Below are 17,420 nucleotides of genomic sequence, written 5' to 3'. Positions count from 1 at the left end.
CGATTTTGAGGAGTAAGACCGTTGATCACTTCCCGTCTGCGCACTCTGCGCGACCATATTCGTTGGGCCGTCAGCCACTTTCATGGGGAAGAGCTGTTCTTCGGTCATGGCACCGACAATGCGTGGGACGAGGCCCGCCAATTGGTGCTGGGCGCGTTGAACCTGCCGTGGGAAATTGCTGACAGCTATCTGGATTGCCGTCTTGAAGATGATGAGCTGGTAAACCTTCAGTATTTGCTCAAGCGTCGTATTGAAGAGCGTGTGCCAACCGCCTATTTGCTGGGTGAGGCGTGGTTCTGCGGCATGTCGTTCATCGTTGACGAGCGCGTGCTGATCCCGCGCTCGCCCATTGGCGAACTCATCGAGAAACGCTTTGAACCTTGGTTGGCGGCTGAGCCTGCACGCATTCTTGACTTGTGCACCGGCTCGGGTTGCATCGGTATTGCCTGCGCCTATGAGTTTCAGAACGCTGAGGTGGTGCTGGCGGATCTGTCGTACGAAGCGCTTGAGGTGGCCAATCAAAACATTGAGCGTCATGGCGTGGATGAGCGTGTGTACACGGTGCAGGGCGACGGTTTCGACGGGTTGCCGGGCCAGCGTTTTGATTTGATCGTGTCCAATCCGCCGTATGTGGATGCCGAAGATTTTGCTGACATGCCGGCTGAGTATCAGCACGAGCCAGAGCTGGGCCTGGCCTGTGGCGATGATGGGCTGAATCTGGTGCGTCGCATGCTGGCCGAGGCGGGTGAGCATTTGACCGAGAAGGGCTTGTTGATTGTCGAAGTGGGCAACAGCCAGGTGCATGTGGAAGCGCTGTACCCGGAAGTCGATTTTGCGTGGCTAGATTTTGAGCGCGGCGGTCATGGAGTGTTCATGCTCACCGCTGAGCAGTGCCGCAATCATCAAGCGTTGTTTGCGTCACGGGTGTAAGGGCAAGGCGATGTAGCCGTTGACGAGTGGCACGAGGCTGCGATCGACGGCAAAGCGGTCGTAAAGGCAATCACCCAGTGTGTCTTCACACTGCCGTGAACGGCTTTACGCCCGCTCGCAGCTTCGTGCTACCCAGTAGCGACTACGCGTGACTGCCCGATTTCAGTGGGCATTACCGGTGTGTGGCGATCCAGATCAGCAGCCCCGCCTGAAACACCGCAAAGGCCACCAGGCAGGTGATGGTGAAACGCAGCCCCGTGTCTTCGCGCTTGTATTTAGTGACCTTTTCTTCTTTCTCGCGCAGTTTGACTTCCTGCTCCTGCAAGGTCTGTTCAGCCTGTTGCAGCATTTGCGCGGCCTCAAGAATCTCCACAAACTGGACTTTTTCGGTGTTCCAGTTGTTCAGCAGCTCACCCACTTGCACGTCTTCGAGGCTGGCTTTGAGATGCTGAGCGTCGGCGTACACCACATCAAAGCCATGCATACGCAAGAAATGGTCGCGACGCAGGCGGGTGTCTTCGTTCAAGGCATCTTTGCTGGCCAGTGCCATGCCGTCGACACGGTATGTCGACCATTTTTTCTGCGCCCATAAAATGGCCTGGGCCATCAGGAAGCGACCGATGCCGCGATTCCACGGTTCCACCTGCAAGCCGCTTTCAGGGCTGATACTCACGCGCCGGGTTTCGTGGTCGACCCAAATGTCGAGCTGGTTTTGCTCTTTGCGCACCCGCTGACCGGGCAACAAGATGTTCATGCGCAACAGGCTGAGGTCTTTGTTGTTGCGCTCGGCATAACCGAACTGCACAAAACGCAGCGGCCGACCGCCGGTGTTGCGGTCGGTTTGCAAAGGCGCGAGCCGCAGCATTTTGAAATGCTCGGGTTGCACGTCAGCCCAAGGCAGCGGCGGCGCTTCGGGGGTCGCCGGCTCTTGAGCTTCGGCGGAATGTGATGGGGTGTCGCTCATAACGGCGGAATCCTGTGCAAGCCCGGTATGTCGGCAAAACAAAGGCTGCCGACATAGCCTTATCGGCCGTTATGCGCAGGACTGGAGGGCTAACGGCTCAGCGTGTGCTCACTTTAGTGATGAAACGCACAATGGCGTCACCCAGTTCGCTGGATAAGCGCTGGTTCGGGTCGTTGTAAGACTGGATTTGGCGCTTCATGTCCATCGGTACGATGCGCATCACATGGTTCATGCCATCGATCAAGGTCAAATCGGCATTCGGCTTGGCGGCTTTGAGTGAGCGGGCATCGTTGACGTCCACCTGAATGTCGTGGGTGCCCTGAATGATCAGTGCGGGCATTGTCAGTGCAGCGAAGGCCTTGGCCGGGTCGTAGCGCAACAGACTGATCAGGTAGGGCTGCACGCTGGGCCTGAAGATCACTTGCAGGGCTTGCGGCACGTTGTCGTCCGTGCGTGCGGCTTCCAATGTGTGAATCAGTTCAAAACTGCGTTGCAGCAGGGAAGGGGGCAGATGGTTACGCTGCAATTGTTCGCGCAGTACTTGGCCGACGGGCCGCGCTGTACCGGCAATGGAAATAACCCCGGTTGCGTCCATGCGCGGTGCGGCCAGGCTGGCAATGAGCGCGCCTTCGCTGTGCCCCAGCACATACACATCGCCAAAACGTGGGTCAGCCTTGAGCTTTTGGCCCCAGGCCACGGCATCGGTCACGTATTGGTCGAGTGTAAGCGTGCGTTCGTCCGGCGCCGCTGGCAGGCTTTGGGCGATGCCGCGTTTGTCGAAGCGCACGCTGGCAATGTTGCTTTGCGCGAGCCGCCAGGCCAGTTTCTTCAAGCCGTCGTTGCGCCCGGCTTGCGTGTTATTGCCGTCGCGATCCGTAGGCCCGGAGCCTGCAATGATCAGCACCACCGGCACGGGCTTGTCGCTTTTGGGTAACACCAGTGAGCCATACAGCGTGCCACTCGCGGTGTTCAGTTCGATAGGGCGCAGCAGCACATTGGGTGCCGCGGCGTGGGCCACGGCACTGAAAAAGGTTATTGCCACGAGCAGAATCCTGAGCATCATTTCGCCATCTTTGACTGAGTGCCGGTTGGACAAACCCGGATGAATAAGGTTCGAGGATGAACTACTTGGACAGCCTGCGTATACTGGCGCGCTTAGTTATCCAGGCTGAGTTCTATCGGCTGTTTTTCATGGAGCGCCCTGCATGTCCGGCAATACCTACGGCAAGCTGTTCACTGTCACCACCGCTGGCGAAAGCCATGGCCCGGCGTTGGTCGCCATTGTTGATGGCTGCCCGCCCGGGCTTGAGCTGTCTGTTGACGATTTGCAGTTCGATCTGGACCGCCGCAAACCGGGCACCAGCCGCCACACCACGCAGCGCCAGGAAGCCGACGAAGTCGAAATCCTCTCTGGCGTATTCGAGGGGCGAACCACCGGTTGCGCCATTGGCCTGCTGATTCGTAACACCGATCAGAAGTCCAAGGACTACTCCGCCATCAAAGACGTGTTTCGTCCGGCGCATGCCGACTACACCTACCACCACAAATATGGCGAACGCGACTACCGTGGCGGCGGTCGCAGTTCGGCACGCGAAACCGCCATGCGCGTGGCGGCCGGCGCTATCGCCAAAAAGTACCTAGCGACGCAGGGCATTGTGATTCGTGGCTACATGAGCCAGTTGGGCCCGATTGAAATCCCTTTCAAAACCTGGGACTCGGTTGAGCACAATGCGTTTTTCAGCCCTGACCCTGACAAAGTGCCGGAACTCGAAGCCTACATGGACCAATTGCGCCGTGATCAGGACTCGGTCGGGGCCAAAATCACCGTGGTGGCAGAAGGCGTGATTCCGGGCCTGGGCGAGCCGATTTTCGACCGTCTGGATGCCGAGCTGGCGCACGCACTGATGAGCATCAACGCGGTGAAAGGCATTGAGATCGGCGCCGGTTTTGCCAGCGTCGCCCAGCGCGGCACCGAACATCGCGACGAGATGACGCCAGAAGGTTTCCTGAGCAATAACGCGGGTGGCATTTTGGGCGGTATTTCCTCGGGTCAGCCCATCGTTGCGCACCTGGCCCTCAAGCCAACGTCGAGCATTACCACACCGGGGCGTTCGATTGATGTGCACGGCAACCCGGTTGATGTCATCACCAAAGGTCGTCACGACCCTTGTGTTGGCATTCGTGCCACGCCGATTGCCGAAGCGATGATGGCCATCGTGCTGATGGATCACTTGCTGCGTCATCGCGGTCAGAATGCCGAGGTGCGTGTCAGTACGCCTGTGCTGGGTCAGCTGTAATGCAAAGCCTGTTGAGCGCCACGGTCTGACGACGGTGGCGCCTCTGCCTTACTGGCGACTGTCAGGCTTCTATCTTTTTTACTTCGCCTTGCTGGGTGCTACAGCGCCTTTTCTGGCGCTGTACTTCCACCATCTTGGTTTCTCCAGTGCGCGAATCGGCGAGCTGGTGGCCATCCCCATGTTGATGCGCTGCGTGGCCCCCAACCTGTGGGGCTGGCTCGGCGATTACACCGGTAAACGCTTGCTGATCGTGCGGCTGGGCGCGCTCTGTACGTTGTTCAGTTTTGCGCTGATCTTTGTCAGCAAGAGCTACGCGTGGCTGGCGCTGGTCATGGCGTTGCATGCGTTTTTCTGGCATGCCGTGTTACCGCAATTTGAAGTCATCACATTCGCTCATTTGCGTCAGCAGCCTGAGCGTTACAGTCAGATCCGCTTATGGGGGTCTGTGGGTTTCATTCTGACCGTGGTGATTTTAGGTCGGGTATTTGAGTGGTTGAGCCTTGATGTCTACCCGGTCGCGCTGATCGTGGTGATGGCCGGGATTGTGCTGTGCAGCCTGTGGGTGCCCAATGCTCAACCTTCAACCGAGGGCCGCCAACCCCTGGCGGGCGGCTTTCTGGCGCAATTACGCAGCCCCGGGGTGCTGGCGTTTTACGCCTGTGTCGCGCTGATGCAGATGAGTCACGGGCCGTATTACACGTTCTTGACGTTGCACCTTGAATCGCTGGGTTACAGCCGCGGTGTCATCGGTTTGCTGTGGGCGCTGGGGGTGTTGGCTGAAGTGCTGATGTTCATGGCCATGCGCCGCATTTTGCTGCGTTTTTCACTGCGCCGCGTTCTGATGGTCAGCTTTTTGTTGGCCAGCGCTCGTTGGCTGTTGCTCGGCTCGTTTGCTGATAACGTCGGGGCATTGTTGTTGGCGCAGCTGATGCATGCCGCGACCTTCGGCAGTTTTCATGCCGCAGCCATGACTTTTGTGCAGCGCAGTTTCGGGCCGGGCCAGCAAGGTCAGGGACAAGCCTTGTATGCCACCCTGGCCGGTATCGGTGGCGCAATGGGCGCGCTGTATGCCGGTTACAGCTGGAACACGTTGGGCCCCACTATCACCTTTAGTATGGCGAGCGTCGCAGCGCTGGCCGCAGCCGTTATCATTGCCACTCGACTGCAAGAGGACAGGCCATGAGCCTTACCCGTGAACACCTGAGCCAGGAAATCATAAACGCCGGGCGCTTTTTGTATGGCCGCGGCTGGTCGCCGGCCACCAGCAGCAATTACTCAACCCGGCTCTCGGCCAGCGAAGCGCTGCTGACCGTGTCGGGTAAACACAAAGGCCAGTTGGGCCTGGATGATGTATTGGCCACAGATTTGGCCGGTAACAGTCTTGAGCCGGGCAAAAAACCCTCCGCTGAAACCCTGCTGCACACCCAGCTTTACAGTTGGAACCCGCAGATCGGTGCGGTGTTACACACCCATTCAGTGAACGCGACGGTACTGTCGCGTATTACGGCGGGTGACCGTATCGAGTTTGAGGACTACGAATTGCAGAAGGCGTTCAGCGGCGTGTCGACCCACGAGTCGAAGGTGCTGGTGCCCATTTTCGATAACGATCAAGACATTGCGCGCCTGGCCGCCAAGGTGCAGCCGTGGCTGGAAGCGCATCCAGACTGTGTCGGTTATCTGATTCGCGGGCATGGCCTGTACACCTGGGGCGCGCGCATGAGCGATGCCTTGCGCCAGATCGAAGCGTTCGAGTTCTTGTTTGAATGTGAGCTAAAGACCCGCGCCGTGCTTAACCGTTGACGTCGACGAGCACACACCCACCTGATTGAGGGGTATGCCGCAACGGCCTGTAAAAGCCGCAAGCGTGCCCAAGCCGAGGAATTACGCCCCATGAGCAGCCTGTCCGTTTATCACGTTTCAAGCCCCGAATTACCCAATAAAGTGCTGACCCATTTTGATGACATCGCTGCGACGCTGGGCGAGCAGGGCGTGCGCTTTGATCGCTGGCAAGCGGCCACACCGATTCAGCCTGGCGCCGCTCAGGACGAAGTGATCAGTGCGTATCGTCAGCAGATTGATCAATTGATGACGGAGCGTGGCTACGTCACCGTCGATGTCATCAGCCTTAACAGTGATCATCCGCAAAAAGCCGAGTTGCGTGCCAAGTTTCTTGACGAACACCGCCATGCTGAAGACGAGGTACGATTTTTTGTTGCAGGACGTGGTCTGTTTACGTTGCACATTGATGACTATGTGTATGCGGTGTTGTGTGAAAAGAACGACTTGATCTCAGTGCCCGCAGGCACACCGCATTGGTTTGACATGGGCGAGCACCCGCATTTCATCGCGATTCGCCTGTTCAATAACCCTGACGGCTGGGTGGCAAACTTTACTGGTGAGGACATCGCCAACCGCTTCCCGCGCCTCGAAGACTAAGGATTTCACATGCCGATCAAAGCCATCCTGACCGATATCGAAGGCACGACCAGCGCGGTCAGCTTCGTATTCGATGTGTTGTTCCCTTATGCGGGCAAACACCTTCCCGAATTCGTGCGTGCGCATGCCGAAGACCCGGACGTGGCCATGCAATTGGGTGCGATACGCCTGGACAGCGGGGAGCCAGAAGCCGATGTAGAGCGGGTGATCGAGATTTTGCAGCAGTGGATTGCCGAGGATCGCAAAGCCACGCCACTCAAGGCGCTGCAAGGCATGATTTGGCAGCAAGGTTATGAAACGGGCGAACTTAAAGGCCATGTGTACCCTGATGCGGTGCAAGCACTTAAAGCCTGGCACCAGCAGGGGTATGAGTTGTATGTGTATTCGTCAGGTTCGATTCAGGCGCAGCAGTTGATTTTCGGTTATTCCGAGGCGGGTGATTTGACGCCTTTGTTCAGCGGGTATTTCGACACCACGTCAGGCCCCAAGCGTGACGCGCAATCGTATCGGCATATCACGGAAGCGATTGGCTGTCCGGCGGGCAAAATTCTGTTTCTCTCCGACATTGTCCAAGAGCTGGATGCTGCGCAGGAAGCGGGCATGCTGACCTGCGGGCTGGCTCGCGAAGGCGGAAAGCTCGAAGGCCACACCACGGTCAGAAGTTTTGCCGAGATTGATTTGATGCATCCCTGAGCATCGGTAAGCCAGGCGTTAAAAAGCCAGCAAACGCGCTATCGCGGTTGCTGGCTTTTTGCTGTCTGTCGTATCTGGCGCGATCAGGCGTTGTGATAGGTCGGCAGGGCAAAGCGGTTCTGGCTTTGCAGCAACGAAATGGTAGGCAGTTCGCTGGCTTGGCCTGCCAGGTCACGGCGAATCGCACTGATAACCCAAGTCAGTTGTTCCGCGGTGTGCAGTTGCGCATAAGAAATAGAGCGCTGGGTCTGTTTGCCATCACTGTCGCACAACGTCAGCAACACACCGCCGTCCGGGCGGGCTTGGGTGGTGACGGTGTGGTTTGAGAACAGGGATGCGAATTTTTCTTGAATCAGGCTCATGTCTTTCAGCTCCATTAGCTCATGAAGGGCTTGCATGGAGTAGGTATTGCAGTGATTGTGCCACTATTGTTTTTTTAAAAAACCCTTATAAAACAATAAGTTATTATTTTTTAAAATGTTAGTCATCGTGCATTCTGCATGAAGGGCCATCGTGCATCCTGCATTTTGCCCATTCGTCGGGGCCTGGTTTGCGGGCTAAGGCTGCGCTAAGCCGCGCCAGTGGCTTGATAAATGACGGCTATGGCCATCTTCAATAAAAAAGGGATGACACGCCCTGCCGGTCTCAGGAAACTACGTTCTTTTTGTAGCGCACCTGGAGCCTCAAATGTCCGACACCAAGCCCGCAGACTCACCCCGGCAGATGACCCCGGAAGAAGCGGCTGAATTTGCCGAGCAGGTTTTCAATAAGGCTCGCGAAGGCGATGCGGCGATGCTCGCCGCCTTGCTGAGCAAAGGTCTGCCGGCGAACTTGCGCAATCACAAGGGCGACACGCTGTTGATGCTGGCCAGCTACCACGGGCATGTGGATGCGGTGAAAGTCTTGTTTGAACACAAAGCTGATCCCGAGGTGCGCAACGACAACGGCCAAAGTCCGATTGCTGGCGCTGCGTTCAAAGGTGACCTGGCGGTGGTCAAAGCACTCATTGAAGGCGGCGCGCAAGTGGAAGGCGCATCGTTCGATGGCCGCACCGCGTTGATGATGGCCGCCATGTTTAACCGCACCGAGATCATTGATTACCTGGTCAGCAAAGGCGCAGACCCCAAAGCCAAAGATGCCAATGGCATCACTGCGCTGGACGCCGCCAAAACGATGGGCGCAACCGACACAGTAGCCCAACTTGAGAAGCTGTTGGGCTGATAGCCTGCCTTGAGGGGCGCATTTGATATATCCTGCGCGCCCTCAAATTTACCTGTGACAGGCCTCGCCCATGAAAACCGCTCTCGTAGAACTCATCAGCAAAATCAGCTCTGGGTGCATGGACGAAAACGACATCACTAAAATCGCGGACGAGGCAGCCCAGGCTTACGCTGATCCAGACGCTTTTCTTGCGGCCAATCCAGATATTAACTACGACGACACGTTCCCGATTTCGTTGGGTGAATGGGTCGTGATCGGCAGCCTGCCTGAAACGGTTTTGTTTCAGGCCGACACGTACATGGATCTGTTTGAGCAGATTGTCGCCTCGTTTGGTCCGGGTGTTGCTTTCAACATCAAACCCAAGCAATTGGCCAAAACTGAAGCCCTGACAGCCCTGAACCGGATTCAAATCCAGATGGGCAGCATGAACAAGGACAATGGCGGTTATGTGCTGATGAACCTCAGCCAGCCGCTGGACGACGAGATTCAGGTGGTGCTGGTGTATGGCAATGACGTACCCCGCGTGCTTGAACTGTGTGGTGAAGTCGGTATTCACGCCGAGCCATCACTGGAAGCCTTGAAAGTGGCTGTCCACGTTTGAAGTATGGCCTGTAATAAATAACGGAACCCTGGCCACGGCTGACTATCCTAAGTGAACAAGCCCTTCACTCAGGAGTGTCATCATGGGTTCCACGTTTAACGGCCTGATTGGCCTGATCATTCTGGCTCTGGATATCTGGGCCATCATCAACGTGCTGAAAAGCGGTGCCGAAACCGGGATGAAAATCCTTTGGGTACTGCTCATCATCTTCCTGCCGGTGTTGGGCCTGGTGATCTGGGCCATCGCGGGGCCAAGGGGCAATGTCAGAATCTGACCCGTTTGCCTGTGGGCTGCCACCTGCTAGCGTGGCAGCTCATTGAGTTTGTCAGCGTCAAGGTTCGACCTGTCATGTTCCTCGACGTAGAATGCGCGCCTTTCTTGGGCAATTGAACGTGTGTGCCGTCGCGGCACACCGTTCAACTGTCGATCATGGGCGGGTGACCGTCCGTTGCCACCAGCATTCAAGGGGACTTCCCATGACCGAAGCGCTTAAAACCGACTATCTAGAAACGTTGTATGAAGGCTATGGCCAGCGCTTTCGCATGGACAAGCTGCTGCACGAAGTGCGCACCGATCACCAGCACCTGGTGATTTTCGAAAATCCGGTGATGGGCCGCGTCATGGCGCTCGATGGCGTTATTCAGACCACCGAAGCCGATGAATTCATCTACCACGAAATGCTCACCCATGTGCCGATCCTGGCCCACGGCACGGTCAAACGTGTGCTGATCATTGGCGGCGGCGATGGCGGCATGTTGCGCGAAGTGACCAAGCACCGGGGTATTGAGCACATCACCATGGTCGAGATCGATGGAACCGTGGTGGACATGTGCAAGCAGTTTTTGCCCAACCATTCCAAAGGCGCCTATGACGATCCACGCCTGAACCTGGTAATTGACGATGGCATGCGTTTTGTAGCCACCACCGACGAAAAGTTTGATGTGATTATTTCCGACTCCACCGACCCGATTGGTCCGGGTGAAGTGTTGTTCTCGGAAAACTTCTATGAGGCCTGCCATCGGTGCCTGAATGAAGGCGGGGTTCTGGTCACGCAAAATGGCACGCCGTTCATGCAGTTGGGTGAAGTCAAAACCACGGCGGGTCGTCTGCGCAGCCTGTTTGCAGACTGGCATTTCTATCAGGCGGCCGTGCCGACTTACATTGGCGGAGCGATGACGTTTGCTTGGGGCTCGACCAACAACGATTACCGTAAGGTGTCACTGGATACCCTGCGTCAGCGGTTTGCAGGTAGCGGTATTGTGACGCGCTACTACAACCCTGAAATCCATCTCGGTGCTTTCGCGTTGCCACAATACGTGTTGCAGGCCGTGAACAAGCCCAGCAACGATTAAAACCGTCTGATATAGGAAAGGGCCGAAAGGCCCTTTGTTTTGTTTCAAGTTATGCTTTGAACGAAATTTTCACGCTCCATTTAAGAGAATTCGCGCTCGCATTTTATGCACCAATAACGGCTACAAGGCTCTGGGTTGAGGCTTTCAAGTCAGAGGCTGTCGCGTTCTACGTTATAAAAGCACGCCATCAGTGGAAAACCACCGATGATCGTGCAACATTTGCCCACCGTGCATGACCCGCCACGCCAGTACTTCAGGGTGTTGTTGCCCAGGCGGGGCGATGCGCAATCCACGTCATACCAACTGAACCAATGGGTCCTAAAACGACATGGCAAACCCGGACGCCCTAAGACAACAGCACGCTGGAACGCGTGTGTTGCAACCAACCGTTAAATCGCATCTGGCTTTTACGCTGTTGTGCGCGTTGGTCATGATGGTGATGTTTACCCTGCTTCGGGTTGCATTGCTGGTTTACAACCGGGAAATGATCCTCGACACCCCGGCGTCGACTTTTTTGGAAGCGTTCGCGAACGGCCTGCGCTTTGACCTGCGCATCGTGGTGTATCTCAGCATTCCACTGCTGCTGGCCTTGCTCAGCGTCAAGGCGATGGTCCAGCGTGGTGTGATGCGCTTCTGGTTGATCGCGGCCTCTAGCCTGGCACTGTTTTTGGGCCTGATGGAGATGGACTTCTACCGTGAGTTTCATCAACGGTTGAACGGTCTGGTGTTCCAGTATGTGAAAGAAGACCCTAAAACGGTCATGAGCATGCTCTGGTATGGCTTCCCTGTGGTGCGCTACTTGTTGGCGTGGGCGGTGGGCACCGTGGTGTTGTATTTGGCCTTTCGTGCTGCGGATCGTGTCACACGTCCGCAACTGCCGGCCGCGGGTACGGGCGCTATTCGCGCTGCGGCCCCCTGGTATGCGCGCATTGCTGTCTTCGTCGTGGTGCTGCTGGTGTGTGTGGTGGCGGCTCGCGGCACTCTGCGCCAAGGTCCTCCGCTGCGTTGGGGCGATGCCTACACAACTGATTCCAACTTCGCTAACCAGTTGGGCCTCAATGGCTCGCTCTCGTTGATCGCTGCTGCGAAAAGCCGCTTTTCTGACGAGCGCACCAATATCTGGAAAGCAACCCTGGAAGACCCGGTTGCCGTGAGCACCGTGCGTAAAATGTTGCTGACCGATAACGACAAGCTGGTCGACCCGGACACCGCCCCTGTACGCCGTGACACCACGCCACCGGCCGAAAAAACGCTGCCGATCAAGAACGTTGTGGTCATCTTGATGGAAAGTTTTGCTGGCCATTCGGTTGGCGCGCTGGGCCGTCCAGGCAACATCACCCCGTACTTCGACCAACTGTCGAAAGAAGGTCTGTTGTTCGATCGCTTCTTCTCCAATGGCACCCACACCCATCAGGGTATGTTTGCCACGATGGCGTGCTTCCCGAACTTGCCAGGCTTTGAATACCTGATGCAGACCCCGGAAGGCAGCCACAAGTTGTCGGGTTTGCCTGAGTTGCTCAGCGCACGCAAATTTGATGACGTGTATGTGTACAACGGTGATTTCGCGTGGGACAACCAATCCGGTTTCTTCAGTAATCAGGGCATGACGACCTTCGTAGGTCGTAACGATTTCGTTGATCCGGTGTTCTCCGATCCTACGTGGGGCGTGTCCGATCAGGACATGTTTAACCGCGGGCTTGAGGAGCTGAAAAAGCGTGAAGGCAAAGAGCCTTTCTATGCCTTGCTGCAAACGCTGTCCAACCACACGCCGTACGCGTTGCCGACACCGTTGCCGGTTGAGCCGGTGACGGACCGTGGTTCGCTGAATGAACATTTGACCGCCATGCGTTACTCGGACTGGGCATTAGGTCAGTTCTTTGAGAAGGCCCGCAAGGAGCCGTATTTCAAGGAAACCCTGTTTGTCGTTGTGGGTGACCACGGTTTCGGTAACGAACAGCAGATTTCAGAGATGGACCTGGGCCGCTTCAACGTGCCGTTGCTGTTGATTGGCCCGGGTATCCAGGAGAAATTTGGTCCGCGCAGCGACATCGTGGGCACTCAAGTCGACATCGTGCCGACCATCATGGGCCGTCTGGGTGGCGAGTTCCGCCAACAGTGCTGGGGCCGTGACTTGTTGACCTTGCCTGAAGGCGATAAAGGCAGTGGTGTGATCAAACCGTCGGGTAGCGATCAGACGGTGGCCATCATTAGCGGCGATCACTTGCTGGTTCAACCCAAGGAGATGCCGGCCAAAGTGTGGCAGTACACATTGGGCGCCACGCCTGAAGCCAAGGTCGTGACCGGTTCGCCAGATGAAGCCGAGCTCAAACAAAAACTTGAGTCATTCTTGCAGACCGCGACCAAAAGTTTGCTCGATAACACGGCGGGTGTTGCAGATCCGAAGTAAGTCATGAAGCAATAAAAAAGAGGCCCTAGGGCCTCTTTTTTATTGCGCGTCGAGCCGGCTTTCAACAGGGCTAGATCTTGCCAAGCAGTAAGAGAATCAAGAGTACGACCAGCACGGCACCAATAATCCCTGAGGGGCCGTAACCCCAGCTTTTAGAGTGAGGAAACACAGGCAGCCCGCCGACCAGCAGCAGAATCAGGACGATGAGAAGGATGGTGGTCATGGTGAATTCCTTATTAATGAGATCAAGCAACAAGCAAGGGGTGCAGGGCGCTGCTTGAGAAACAAGGCCAGGCAGTGCTTATAAAGTCCGACTGCTGCGACTGGGGATTAATTCAAACTTATTTAAGTTGATTGCCGCGCTCAGGTATTGCCCGTCGGTAGAGCCGCAGGTAGGGTGCGCGTTTGCTCATGCTCAGAGATTAATCATGCTCAATTACGTCTGGTTTTTTTTGGCTGCCCTGTTTGAGATTGCCGGGTGTTACGGGTTTTGGATGTGGTTAAGGCAGGGTAAGAGTGCGTGGTGGATTGTGCCGGCTGTATTGAGTCTCACCCTGTTCGCGCTGCTCTTGACCAAAGTGGAAGCTGTTTATGCAGGACGGGCGTATGCCGCGTACGGCGGAATCTATATCGTCACATCCATTGCCTGGCTGGCGGCCGTGGAAAGAGTCAGGCCTTTGGCCTCGGATTGGGTGGGTGTTGGATTGTGCGTGATAGGGGCGACCATCATTTTGTTGGGGCCGCGAGTGTCGAGTTCTTGAGCTAAATTCGTCGGGTTACGTGACTTATCGCTGCGATGTGTAGGCAAGGATGTTTTTTGCTGTAGGAATTAGGCGCTTTATTAGTAGGTCGCTACTGATTTTTATTGTAGGGATTGAAGGAGGTTATTGCGCGTTGCAGTCTTTGTGGCCACCTATCTTGCAGGATTAGAGCCATGCTGATTCTGAGTCGTGCCGTCGGCGAATACATTTCTATCAATCAAGACATTACTGTGCGGATTATCGCGATTAACGGTAACCATGTACGCCTAGGCATCGAGGCCCCCAAGGAAGTCAGTGTTCATCGTTCGGAAATTTATGAGCGCATCCGAAAAGAACAAGGCGGGCGGTTACCGATCAGCCCTTTGGGCAAGTGTTAATCAAAGTAATCTTTGGGCACTGCATGTTTGGGCAGCAATTGACATTGCTGACTTTCAAGATCAAAAAAAATCACCGCCTGGCCTTTGCCCAGTGCTTGGCGCACTCGCAGAATGCGTGTCTCTTGGGGGGTGTCATCTCCATTATCGGTGCCATCGCGACTGACAAAATCTTCGATAAGGCGGGTCAGGGTATCGGGTTCAAGCTGTTCGTAAGGGATAAGCATGGAGGGTTCTCTTGATCAATGCTGGCGATGCTACTGGCACCCGACTTGCAGCGCCAGTGCTGACGTGTCTGTAAAGAGTCACTTGGTAAATATCCCCTGACCTTTTAAGCGATTACGATCGTGTTCGACGGCCAGGTGCAGGGCGGGGCCTTTGGGAATGATACCTGTGGGGTTCAGGGTGCGATGACTTGCGTAGTAATGGCTTTTGATATGGGTGAAGTCCACGGTGCTTGCAACGCCGGGCCATTGATACAGCTCGCGTAGCCAATTGGACAGGTTTGAGTAGTCCGTAATCCTTTGCTCATTGCACTTGAAGTGGCCGTGGTACACCGCGTCAAAGCGGATCAGGGTTGTGAACAGCCGAATGTCTGCTTCGGTCAGGTATTCGCCCGCCAGGTAGCGATGTTTCGAAAGATGGGCTTCGAGGTGTTCAAGTTCAGCAAACACGTCGTCGAAGGCCTGCTCATAGGCTGATTGTGAGGTCGCAAATCCTGCTCGATAAACGCCGTTGTTAAGCGCCGGGTAGATCCTTTGATTCCAGTGGTCCACCTGTAAGGCCAAGGACTGGGGATACAAATCCAGTGTGTTGGCGGTGAGGGGATCAAAGGCGCTATTAAACATTCGAATGATGTCAGCAGACTCGTTGCTGACGATGCATTGCTGCTGGGTGTCCCACAGCACGGGGACTGTCACGCGTCCGCTGTAATCAGAGGTGTCGAGTGTATACAGCTGATGCAAGTCACTAAGGGCGTTCAAGTGATCGCCGCTGGCGCCAAAAGATGTGTCAAAGGTCCAGCCATTTTCCAGCATCAACCAACTGACCACCGATATGCCAATGAGTGATTCCAGGCCCTTGAGCTGGCGGGTGATCAGGGTGCGATGCGCCCATGGGCAGGCCAGTGACACGTATAAGTGATAGCGCCCGGCCTCGGCGTTAAAGCCACCCACCCCCGTTGGGCCAGGCGAGCCGTCAGGGGTGATCCAGTTTCGACGTTGCGCCTGCTCACGCTGGAAGGCGCCGTCTTTGCTGCTCTTGTACCACTGGTCGTGCCACTGTCCATCAATCAATAAGCCCATGAGTTGCTCCTGGCAGTTTTGCTTTGGAGGTCAGTCTAGAGGCTGGAGTTCGAACAAATAGCGCAAAAGCTGGGCGTTAAGCATCGGTTAAATCGATTTGTCACGGTTTTCCCAATAAAGGCGGGCGCGTTCAAAAGCGTGCTCGCGTGGCGTGCCCAGTCCGCGTAAAGCCAGGGCCATGGTGGAAAGCAAGGCCAAATGTGGATAGCTGTCTTCCACGTCGCCACGCCACAACGCTTTAAGGTGTTCAGTGTCCAGCGTTGCTGGTTTTACATGACGTTGAGTGGACAGTGCGGGCCATTCTTCGTCCCAGTTGACCCCTGCGGTTGTGCCATAAAGGTGGCTAAGTGTGTCGGGGTTGATTTCAATTTCACCGCCGTCACCCTTGATCACGATGCACGTATCGCCCAGTAGGCTGCTGGCTTCTCGGTGCACGCCTTGGTAGCCCGGGTGGAAGATGCTTTGCAGTGCGCAGCGTGCGCCCAGTGGATTGAGAAGGCGCGCCAGGGAGTGGACAGGGGAGCGCAGACCCAAGGTATTACGTAAATCGATCATGCGCTGCAATTGCGGGGCCCAGTCTTGCAGAGGGATAAAGGCAAGGTTGCCGTTATCCAGCGCGACTTCGACGCTGGGCCAATCGCGGCACAACGGGATGGCCAATTCGTTAAGCAGTTGCTCGCTGTAAAGACGCCCGGCGGTATGGGCTCCACCGCCATGCATCAGGATGCGTACGCCGTTTTGCGCCAGGCATTTGGCCGCCAGCAAATACCAGGGCAGATGGCGTTTTTTGCCAGCGTACGTGGGCCAGTCGATATCGACCTTGATTGCGGGCGCTGCCAGACGTTCACGTACCGCTTCAACAAAACCGGCCAGCTCTTCGGGGCTTTCTTCTTTATGCCGCAGCAGCATCAGGAAGGCGCCTAACTGCGTGGCTTCGGTTTTTTCGTCAAGCAGCATACCCATGGCTTCGCGTGCTTCTTCGCGCGTGAGGTTGCGCGCGCCGCGTTTGCCTTTACCCAGAATGCGTACAAATTGTGCAAAGGGGTGTTCGGCCGGGGTTTCAAGGATCAGTTCAGCAGGCGTGTTCATAGGCAATTAGTCGGTTTAGGCAGGCCCGCTAATTTGGCAGCGAGTTTGGCAGGTGTGCCATTAAACAGGCGGTTGAGGTGCAGGCTGTTACCCTTGTCCGCTCCCAGTTTGAGCGCGGTGTATTTGATCAGCGGGCGGGTCGCAGGTGAGAGTTCGAACTCCTGATAGAAACTGCGCAGTAACGTGAGGATCTCCCAGTGTTCAGGGCTTAGCTCAATGCCTGCTTGCGCCGCCAGTGCCTGGGCAACGTCCTCGGACCAGTCGTCGAGGTCAACGAGGTAGCCCTCCTTATCCAGTTCTATGGTTTTGCTCTTGAGGGTGAGTGCAGTCATAGCCAGGTATTGACCTTGTCATAACGAATTGTCAGCGCTACAAAAGCTGGGTAATCGACGCGGGTAGCCCAGTTCGGGCATTGAAGATTGCGGGCCACCAAGTCTTCATCCAGCACAAAGAGCTTCAGTTCGGCTTTCATGTTGTCGAGCGTCTCACGCGCACGGCTATGCGGTTGTAAGGCGTAAGCGGCATCGCCACAGAGCAAGAGCGCGTCATGAGTGGACATGACTCGCAAGCAACTGCCAAATCGGCTGTCTGAAAAGGGCGAGTGATTCAGGACATGTAAGGTCGACATCAGAGGGTGATTACCTGGTCATAACGGGCGATAAGTTCGCGGACTTTTTCCAGTTCCAGTGATTGCACATCAGCCACTGTCAGCGCAGTGCGCGCGAGACCGCGTTCTTCCAAGCTGAAACTACAGGCGAACACGTCTTCGACGCCAAACAATGACAAAGCTTGCAAATTGGCCGTCAGATTTTTTTGCTCGATGGTGCCCGATTGTTGATCAGGCACAAGCTGAAACACGCCATCGTCCAGAAACAGAAGTCCCATTGGCAAGTCAAAAGCCCCACCGGCTAAAACAATATCCAGTGCTTCGCGAGCGGTGAGACCGGACCATGGCGCCTGCCGGCTGATGATCAAAAGTGATGTAGACATA

General features: G+C 55.9%; 23 protein-coding genes. 13 read left to right on the top strand and 10 right to left on the bottom strand.

Translation table 11 applies throughout. From position 1 onward, the window contains the following. Positions 1-21 precede the first annotated feature (21 nt). A complete protein-coding gene (prmB, locus tag TU86_RS20595) occupies positions 22-930 on the top strand; it encodes a 50S ribosomal protein L3 N(5)-glutamine methyltransferase (RefSeq protein ID WP_048366163.1) in 909 nt (302 codons plus the stop codon). A 172-nt stretch (positions 931-1,102) separates the two neighbouring features. Here prmB and TU86_RS20590 read toward each other — a convergent pair whose 3' ends face one another. Both TU86_RS20590 and TU86_RS20585 read right to left on the bottom strand, forming a co-directional pair. After that, complete coding sequence (locus TU86_RS20590; protein ID WP_048366162.1) at positions 1,103-1,894, bottom strand: hypothetical protein; 792 nt, start codon at positions 1,892-1,894, stop codon at positions 1,103-1,105. A gap of 97 nt (positions 1,895-1,991) precedes the next feature. Next, a complete protein-coding gene (locus TU86_RS20585; RefSeq protein WP_048366161.1) occupies positions 1,992-2,957 on the bottom strand; it encodes an alpha/beta hydrolase in 966 nt (321 codons plus the stop codon). Between the two features lie 142 nt (positions 2,958-3,099). Between TU86_RS20585 and aroC the strand changes: the two genes are divergently transcribed. From aroC to mtnC, 5 genes are all read left to right on the top strand, one after another. Further along, positions 3,100-4,191 (top strand): chorismate synthase, encoded by a 1,092-nt coding sequence (aroC, locus tag TU86_RS20580; protein ID WP_048366160.1) that lies wholly within the window; start codon positions 3,100-3,102, stop codon positions 4,189-4,191. Between the two features lie 34 nt (positions 4,192-4,225). Continuing rightward, positions 4,226-5,374, top strand: a complete 1,149-nt coding sequence (locus TU86_RS20575) for an MFS transporter (RefSeq protein WP_048366159.1) — start codon at positions 4,226-4,228, stop codon at positions 5,372-5,374. After that, complete coding sequence (locus TU86_RS20570; RefSeq protein ID WP_048366158.1) at positions 5,371-5,991, top strand: methylthioribulose 1-phosphate dehydratase; 621 nt, start codon at positions 5,371-5,373, stop codon at positions 5,989-5,991. Before TU86_RS20575 ends, TU86_RS20570 begins: the two co-directional genes overlap by 4 nt. 90 nt (positions 5,992-6,081) lie before the next feature. Then, positions 6,082-6,627, top strand: coding sequence for a 1,2-dihydroxy-3-keto-5-methylthiopentene dioxygenase (locus TU86_RS20565; protein WP_048366157.1), 546 nt, complete (start codon positions 6,082-6,084; stop codon positions 6,625-6,627). Positions 6,628-6,636: 9 nt separating this feature from the next. Continuing rightward, positions 6,637-7,320 carry an acireductone synthase gene (gene mtnC, locus TU86_RS20560; RefSeq protein WP_048366156.1) on the top strand — a complete coding sequence of 228 codons (684 nt, stop codon included), beginning with the start codon at positions 6,637-6,639 and terminating at the stop codon, positions 7,318-7,320. Positions 7,321-7,403: 83 nt separating this feature from the next. On the opposite strand, the gene TU86_RS20555 is transcribed toward mtnC, so the two are convergent. Further along, complete coding sequence (locus TU86_RS20555; protein WP_048366189.1) at positions 7,404-7,682, bottom strand: DUF3509 domain-containing protein; 279 nt, start codon at positions 7,680-7,682, stop codon at positions 7,404-7,406. 325 nt (positions 7,683-8,007) lie between these two features. On the opposite strand from TU86_RS20555, the gene TU86_RS20550 reads away from it, so the two are divergent. From TU86_RS20550 to TU86_RS20530, 5 genes are all read left to right on the top strand, one after another. Beyond that, complete coding sequence (locus tag TU86_RS20550) at positions 8,008-8,541, top strand: ankyrin repeat domain-containing protein (RefSeq protein ID WP_048366155.1); 534 nt, start codon at positions 8,008-8,010, stop codon at positions 8,539-8,541. A gap of 70 nt (positions 8,542-8,611) precedes the next feature. After that, the gene (locus tag TU86_RS20545; protein ID WP_048366154.1) at positions 8,612-9,142 is read left to right on the top strand and encodes a hypothetical protein; all 531 of its coding nucleotides are present in this window, start codon (positions 8,612-8,614) and stop codon (positions 9,140-9,142) included. A gap of 82 nt (positions 9,143-9,224) precedes the next feature. Then, positions 9,225-9,416: a PLDc N-terminal domain-containing protein gene (locus TU86_RS20540; RefSeq protein ID WP_048366153.1), complete on the top strand. Its 192-nt coding sequence runs from the start codon at positions 9,225-9,227 to the stop codon at positions 9,414-9,416. Positions 9,417-9,618: 202 nt separating this feature from the next. Continuing rightward, positions 9,619-10,494 carry a polyamine aminopropyltransferase gene (gene speE, locus TU86_RS20535; RefSeq protein ID WP_048366152.1) on the top strand — a complete coding sequence of 292 codons (876 nt, stop codon included), beginning with the start codon at positions 9,619-9,621 and terminating at the stop codon, positions 10,492-10,494. A 328-nt stretch (positions 10,495-10,822) separates the two neighbouring features. Further along, complete coding sequence (locus tag TU86_RS20530; RefSeq protein WP_048366151.1) at positions 10,823-12,901, top strand: LTA synthase family protein; 2,079 nt, start codon at positions 10,823-10,825, stop codon at positions 12,899-12,901. 70 nt (positions 12,902-12,971) lie between these two features. Here TU86_RS20530 and TU86_RS22695 read toward each other — a convergent pair whose 3' ends face one another. Further along, entirely contained in the window at positions 12,972-13,124 is a 153-nt protein-coding gene (locus tag TU86_RS22695; RefSeq protein WP_047294031.1) for a DUF3309 family protein, read from the bottom strand. A 205-nt stretch (positions 13,125-13,329) separates the two neighbouring features. On the opposite strand from TU86_RS22695, the gene TU86_RS20520 reads away from it, so the two are divergent. Continuing rightward, positions 13,330-13,662 carry a YnfA family protein gene (locus TU86_RS20520; RefSeq protein WP_048366150.1) on the top strand — a complete coding sequence of 111 codons (333 nt, stop codon included), beginning with the start codon at positions 13,330-13,332 and terminating at the stop codon, positions 13,660-13,662. Positions 13,663-13,835: 173 nt separating this feature from the next. Beyond that, positions 13,836-14,039, top strand: coding sequence for a carbon storage regulator CsrA (csrA, locus tag TU86_RS20515; RefSeq protein WP_048366149.1), 204 nt, complete (start codon positions 13,836-13,838; stop codon positions 14,037-14,039). On the opposite strand, the gene TU86_RS20510 is transcribed toward csrA, so the two are convergent. The 6 genes from TU86_RS20510 to tusC all read right to left on the bottom strand — a co-directional run bounded on the left by TU86_RS20510 (position 14,036) and on the right by tusC (position 17,419). Continuing rightward, complete coding sequence (locus TU86_RS20510) at positions 14,036-14,263, bottom strand: YheU family protein (protein ID WP_048366148.1); 228 nt, start codon at positions 14,261-14,263, stop codon at positions 14,036-14,038. The genes csrA and TU86_RS20510 overlap by 4 nt on opposite strands. A 78-nt stretch (positions 14,264-14,341) precedes the next feature. Next, on the bottom strand, positions 14,342-15,340 hold the full coding sequence (locus TU86_RS20505; protein ID WP_048366147.1) for a glutathione S-transferase family protein: 999 nt from the start codon (positions 15,338-15,340) through the stop codon (positions 14,342-14,344). A gap of 87 nt (positions 15,341-15,427) precedes the next feature. Further along, positions 15,428-16,429, bottom strand: coding sequence for a glycosyl transferase family protein (locus TU86_RS20500; protein ID WP_048366146.1), 1,002 nt, complete (start codon positions 16,427-16,429; stop codon positions 15,428-15,430). Continuing rightward, positions 16,426-16,761, bottom strand: coding sequence for a TusE/DsrC/DsvC family sulfur relay protein (locus TU86_RS20495; protein ID WP_048366145.1), 336 nt, complete (start codon positions 16,759-16,761; stop codon positions 16,426-16,428). The genes TU86_RS20500 and TU86_RS20495 overlap by 4 nt, the downstream gene beginning before the upstream one ends. After that, complete coding sequence (tusB, locus tag TU86_RS20490; RefSeq protein WP_048366144.1) at positions 16,758-17,057, bottom strand: sulfurtransferase complex subunit TusB; 300 nt, start codon at positions 17,055-17,057, stop codon at positions 16,758-16,760. The genes TU86_RS20495 and tusB overlap by 4 nt, the downstream gene beginning before the upstream one ends. Then, positions 17,057-17,419 (bottom strand): sulfurtransferase complex subunit TusC, encoded by a 363-nt coding sequence (gene tusC / locus TU86_RS20485; protein ID WP_048366143.1) that lies wholly within the window; start codon positions 17,417-17,419, stop codon positions 17,057-17,059. The genes tusB and tusC overlap by 1 nt, the downstream gene beginning before the upstream one ends. Position 17,420: the final 1 nt, after the last annotated feature.

It is taken from the genome of Pseudomonas weihenstephanensis (assembly GCF_001043055.1).
Taxonomy (GTDB): Bacteria; Pseudomonadota; Gammaproteobacteria; order Pseudomonadales; family Pseudomonadaceae; genus Aquipseudomonas; species Aquipseudomonas weihenstephanensis.
This window is presented reverse-complemented; position numbering and strand designations above follow the sequence as displayed.

Bases quoted from the DNA above. Each gene is read 5' to 3' on its own strand.
- speE (WP_048366152.1), top strand. From the start codon at position 9,619: ATGACCGAAGCGCTTAAAACCGACTATCTAGAAACGTTGTATGAAGGC.
- TU86_RS20555 (WP_048366189.1), bottom strand. From the start codon at position 7,682: ATGAGCCTGATTCAAGAAAAATTCGCATCCCTGTTCTCAAACCACACC.
- TU86_RS22695 (WP_047294031.1), bottom strand. From the start codon at position 13,124: ATGACCACCATCCTTCTCATCGTCCTGATTCTGCTGCTGGTCGGCGGG.
- aroC (WP_048366160.1), top strand. From the start codon at position 3,100: ATGTCCGGCAATACCTACGGCAAGCTGTTCACTGTCACCACCGCTGGC.
- csrA (WP_048366149.1), top strand. From the start codon at position 13,836: ATGCTGATTCTGAGTCGTGCCGTCGGCGAATACATTTCTATCAATCAA.
- TU86_RS20540 (WP_048366153.1), top strand. From the start codon at position 9,225: ATGGGTTCCACGTTTAACGGCCTGATTGGCCTGATCATTCTGGCTCTG.
- TU86_RS20565 (WP_048366157.1), top strand. From the start codon at position 6,082: ATGAGCAGCCTGTCCGTTTATCACGTTTCAAGCCCCGAATTACCCAAT.
- mtnC (WP_048366156.1), top strand. From the start codon at position 6,637: ATGCCGATCAAAGCCATCCTGACCGATATCGAAGGCACGACCAGCGCG.
- tusB (WP_048366144.1), bottom strand. From the start codon at position 17,057: ATGTCGACCTTACATGTCCTGAATCACTCGCCCTTTTCAGACAGCCGA.
- TU86_RS20590 (WP_048366162.1), bottom strand. From the start codon at position 1,894: ATGAGCGACACCCCATCACATTCCGCCGAAGCTCAAGAGCCGGCGACC.
- TU86_RS20505 (WP_048366147.1), bottom strand. From the start codon at position 15,340: ATGGGCTTATTGATTGATGGACAGTGGCACGACCAGTGGTACAAGAGC.
- TU86_RS20495 (WP_048366145.1), bottom strand. From the start codon at position 16,761: ATGACTGCACTCACCCTCAAGAGCAAAACCATAGAACTGGATAAGGAG.
- TU86_RS20570 (WP_048366158.1), top strand. From the start codon at position 5,371: ATGAGCCTTACCCGTGAACACCTGAGCCAGGAAATCATAAACGCCGGG.
- TU86_RS20545 (WP_048366154.1), top strand. From the start codon at position 8,612: ATGAAAACCGCTCTCGTAGAACTCATCAGCAAAATCAGCTCTGGGTGC.
- TU86_RS20520 (WP_048366150.1), top strand. From the start codon at position 13,330: ATGCTCAATTACGTCTGGTTTTTTTTGGCTGCCCTGTTTGAGATTGCC.
- TU86_RS20510 (WP_048366148.1), bottom strand. From the start codon at position 14,263: ATGCTTATCCCTTACGAACAGCTTGAACCCGATACCCTGACCCGCCTT.
- TU86_RS20500 (WP_048366146.1), bottom strand. From the start codon at position 16,429: ATGAACACGCCTGCTGAACTGATCCTTGAAACCCCGGCCGAACACCCC.
- TU86_RS20530 (WP_048366151.1), top strand. From the start codon at position 10,823: ATGGCAAACCCGGACGCCCTAAGACAACAGCACGCTGGAACGCGTGTG.
- tusC (WP_048366143.1), bottom strand. From the start codon at position 17,419: ATGTCTACATCACTTTTGATCATCAGCCGGCAGGCGCCATGGTCCGGT.
- TU86_RS20550 (WP_048366155.1), top strand. From the start codon at position 8,008: ATGTCCGACACCAAGCCCGCAGACTCACCCCGGCAGATGACCCCGGAA.
- TU86_RS20585 (WP_048366161.1), bottom strand. From the start codon at position 2,957: ATGATGCTCAGGATTCTGCTCGTGGCAATAACCTTTTTCAGTGCCGTG.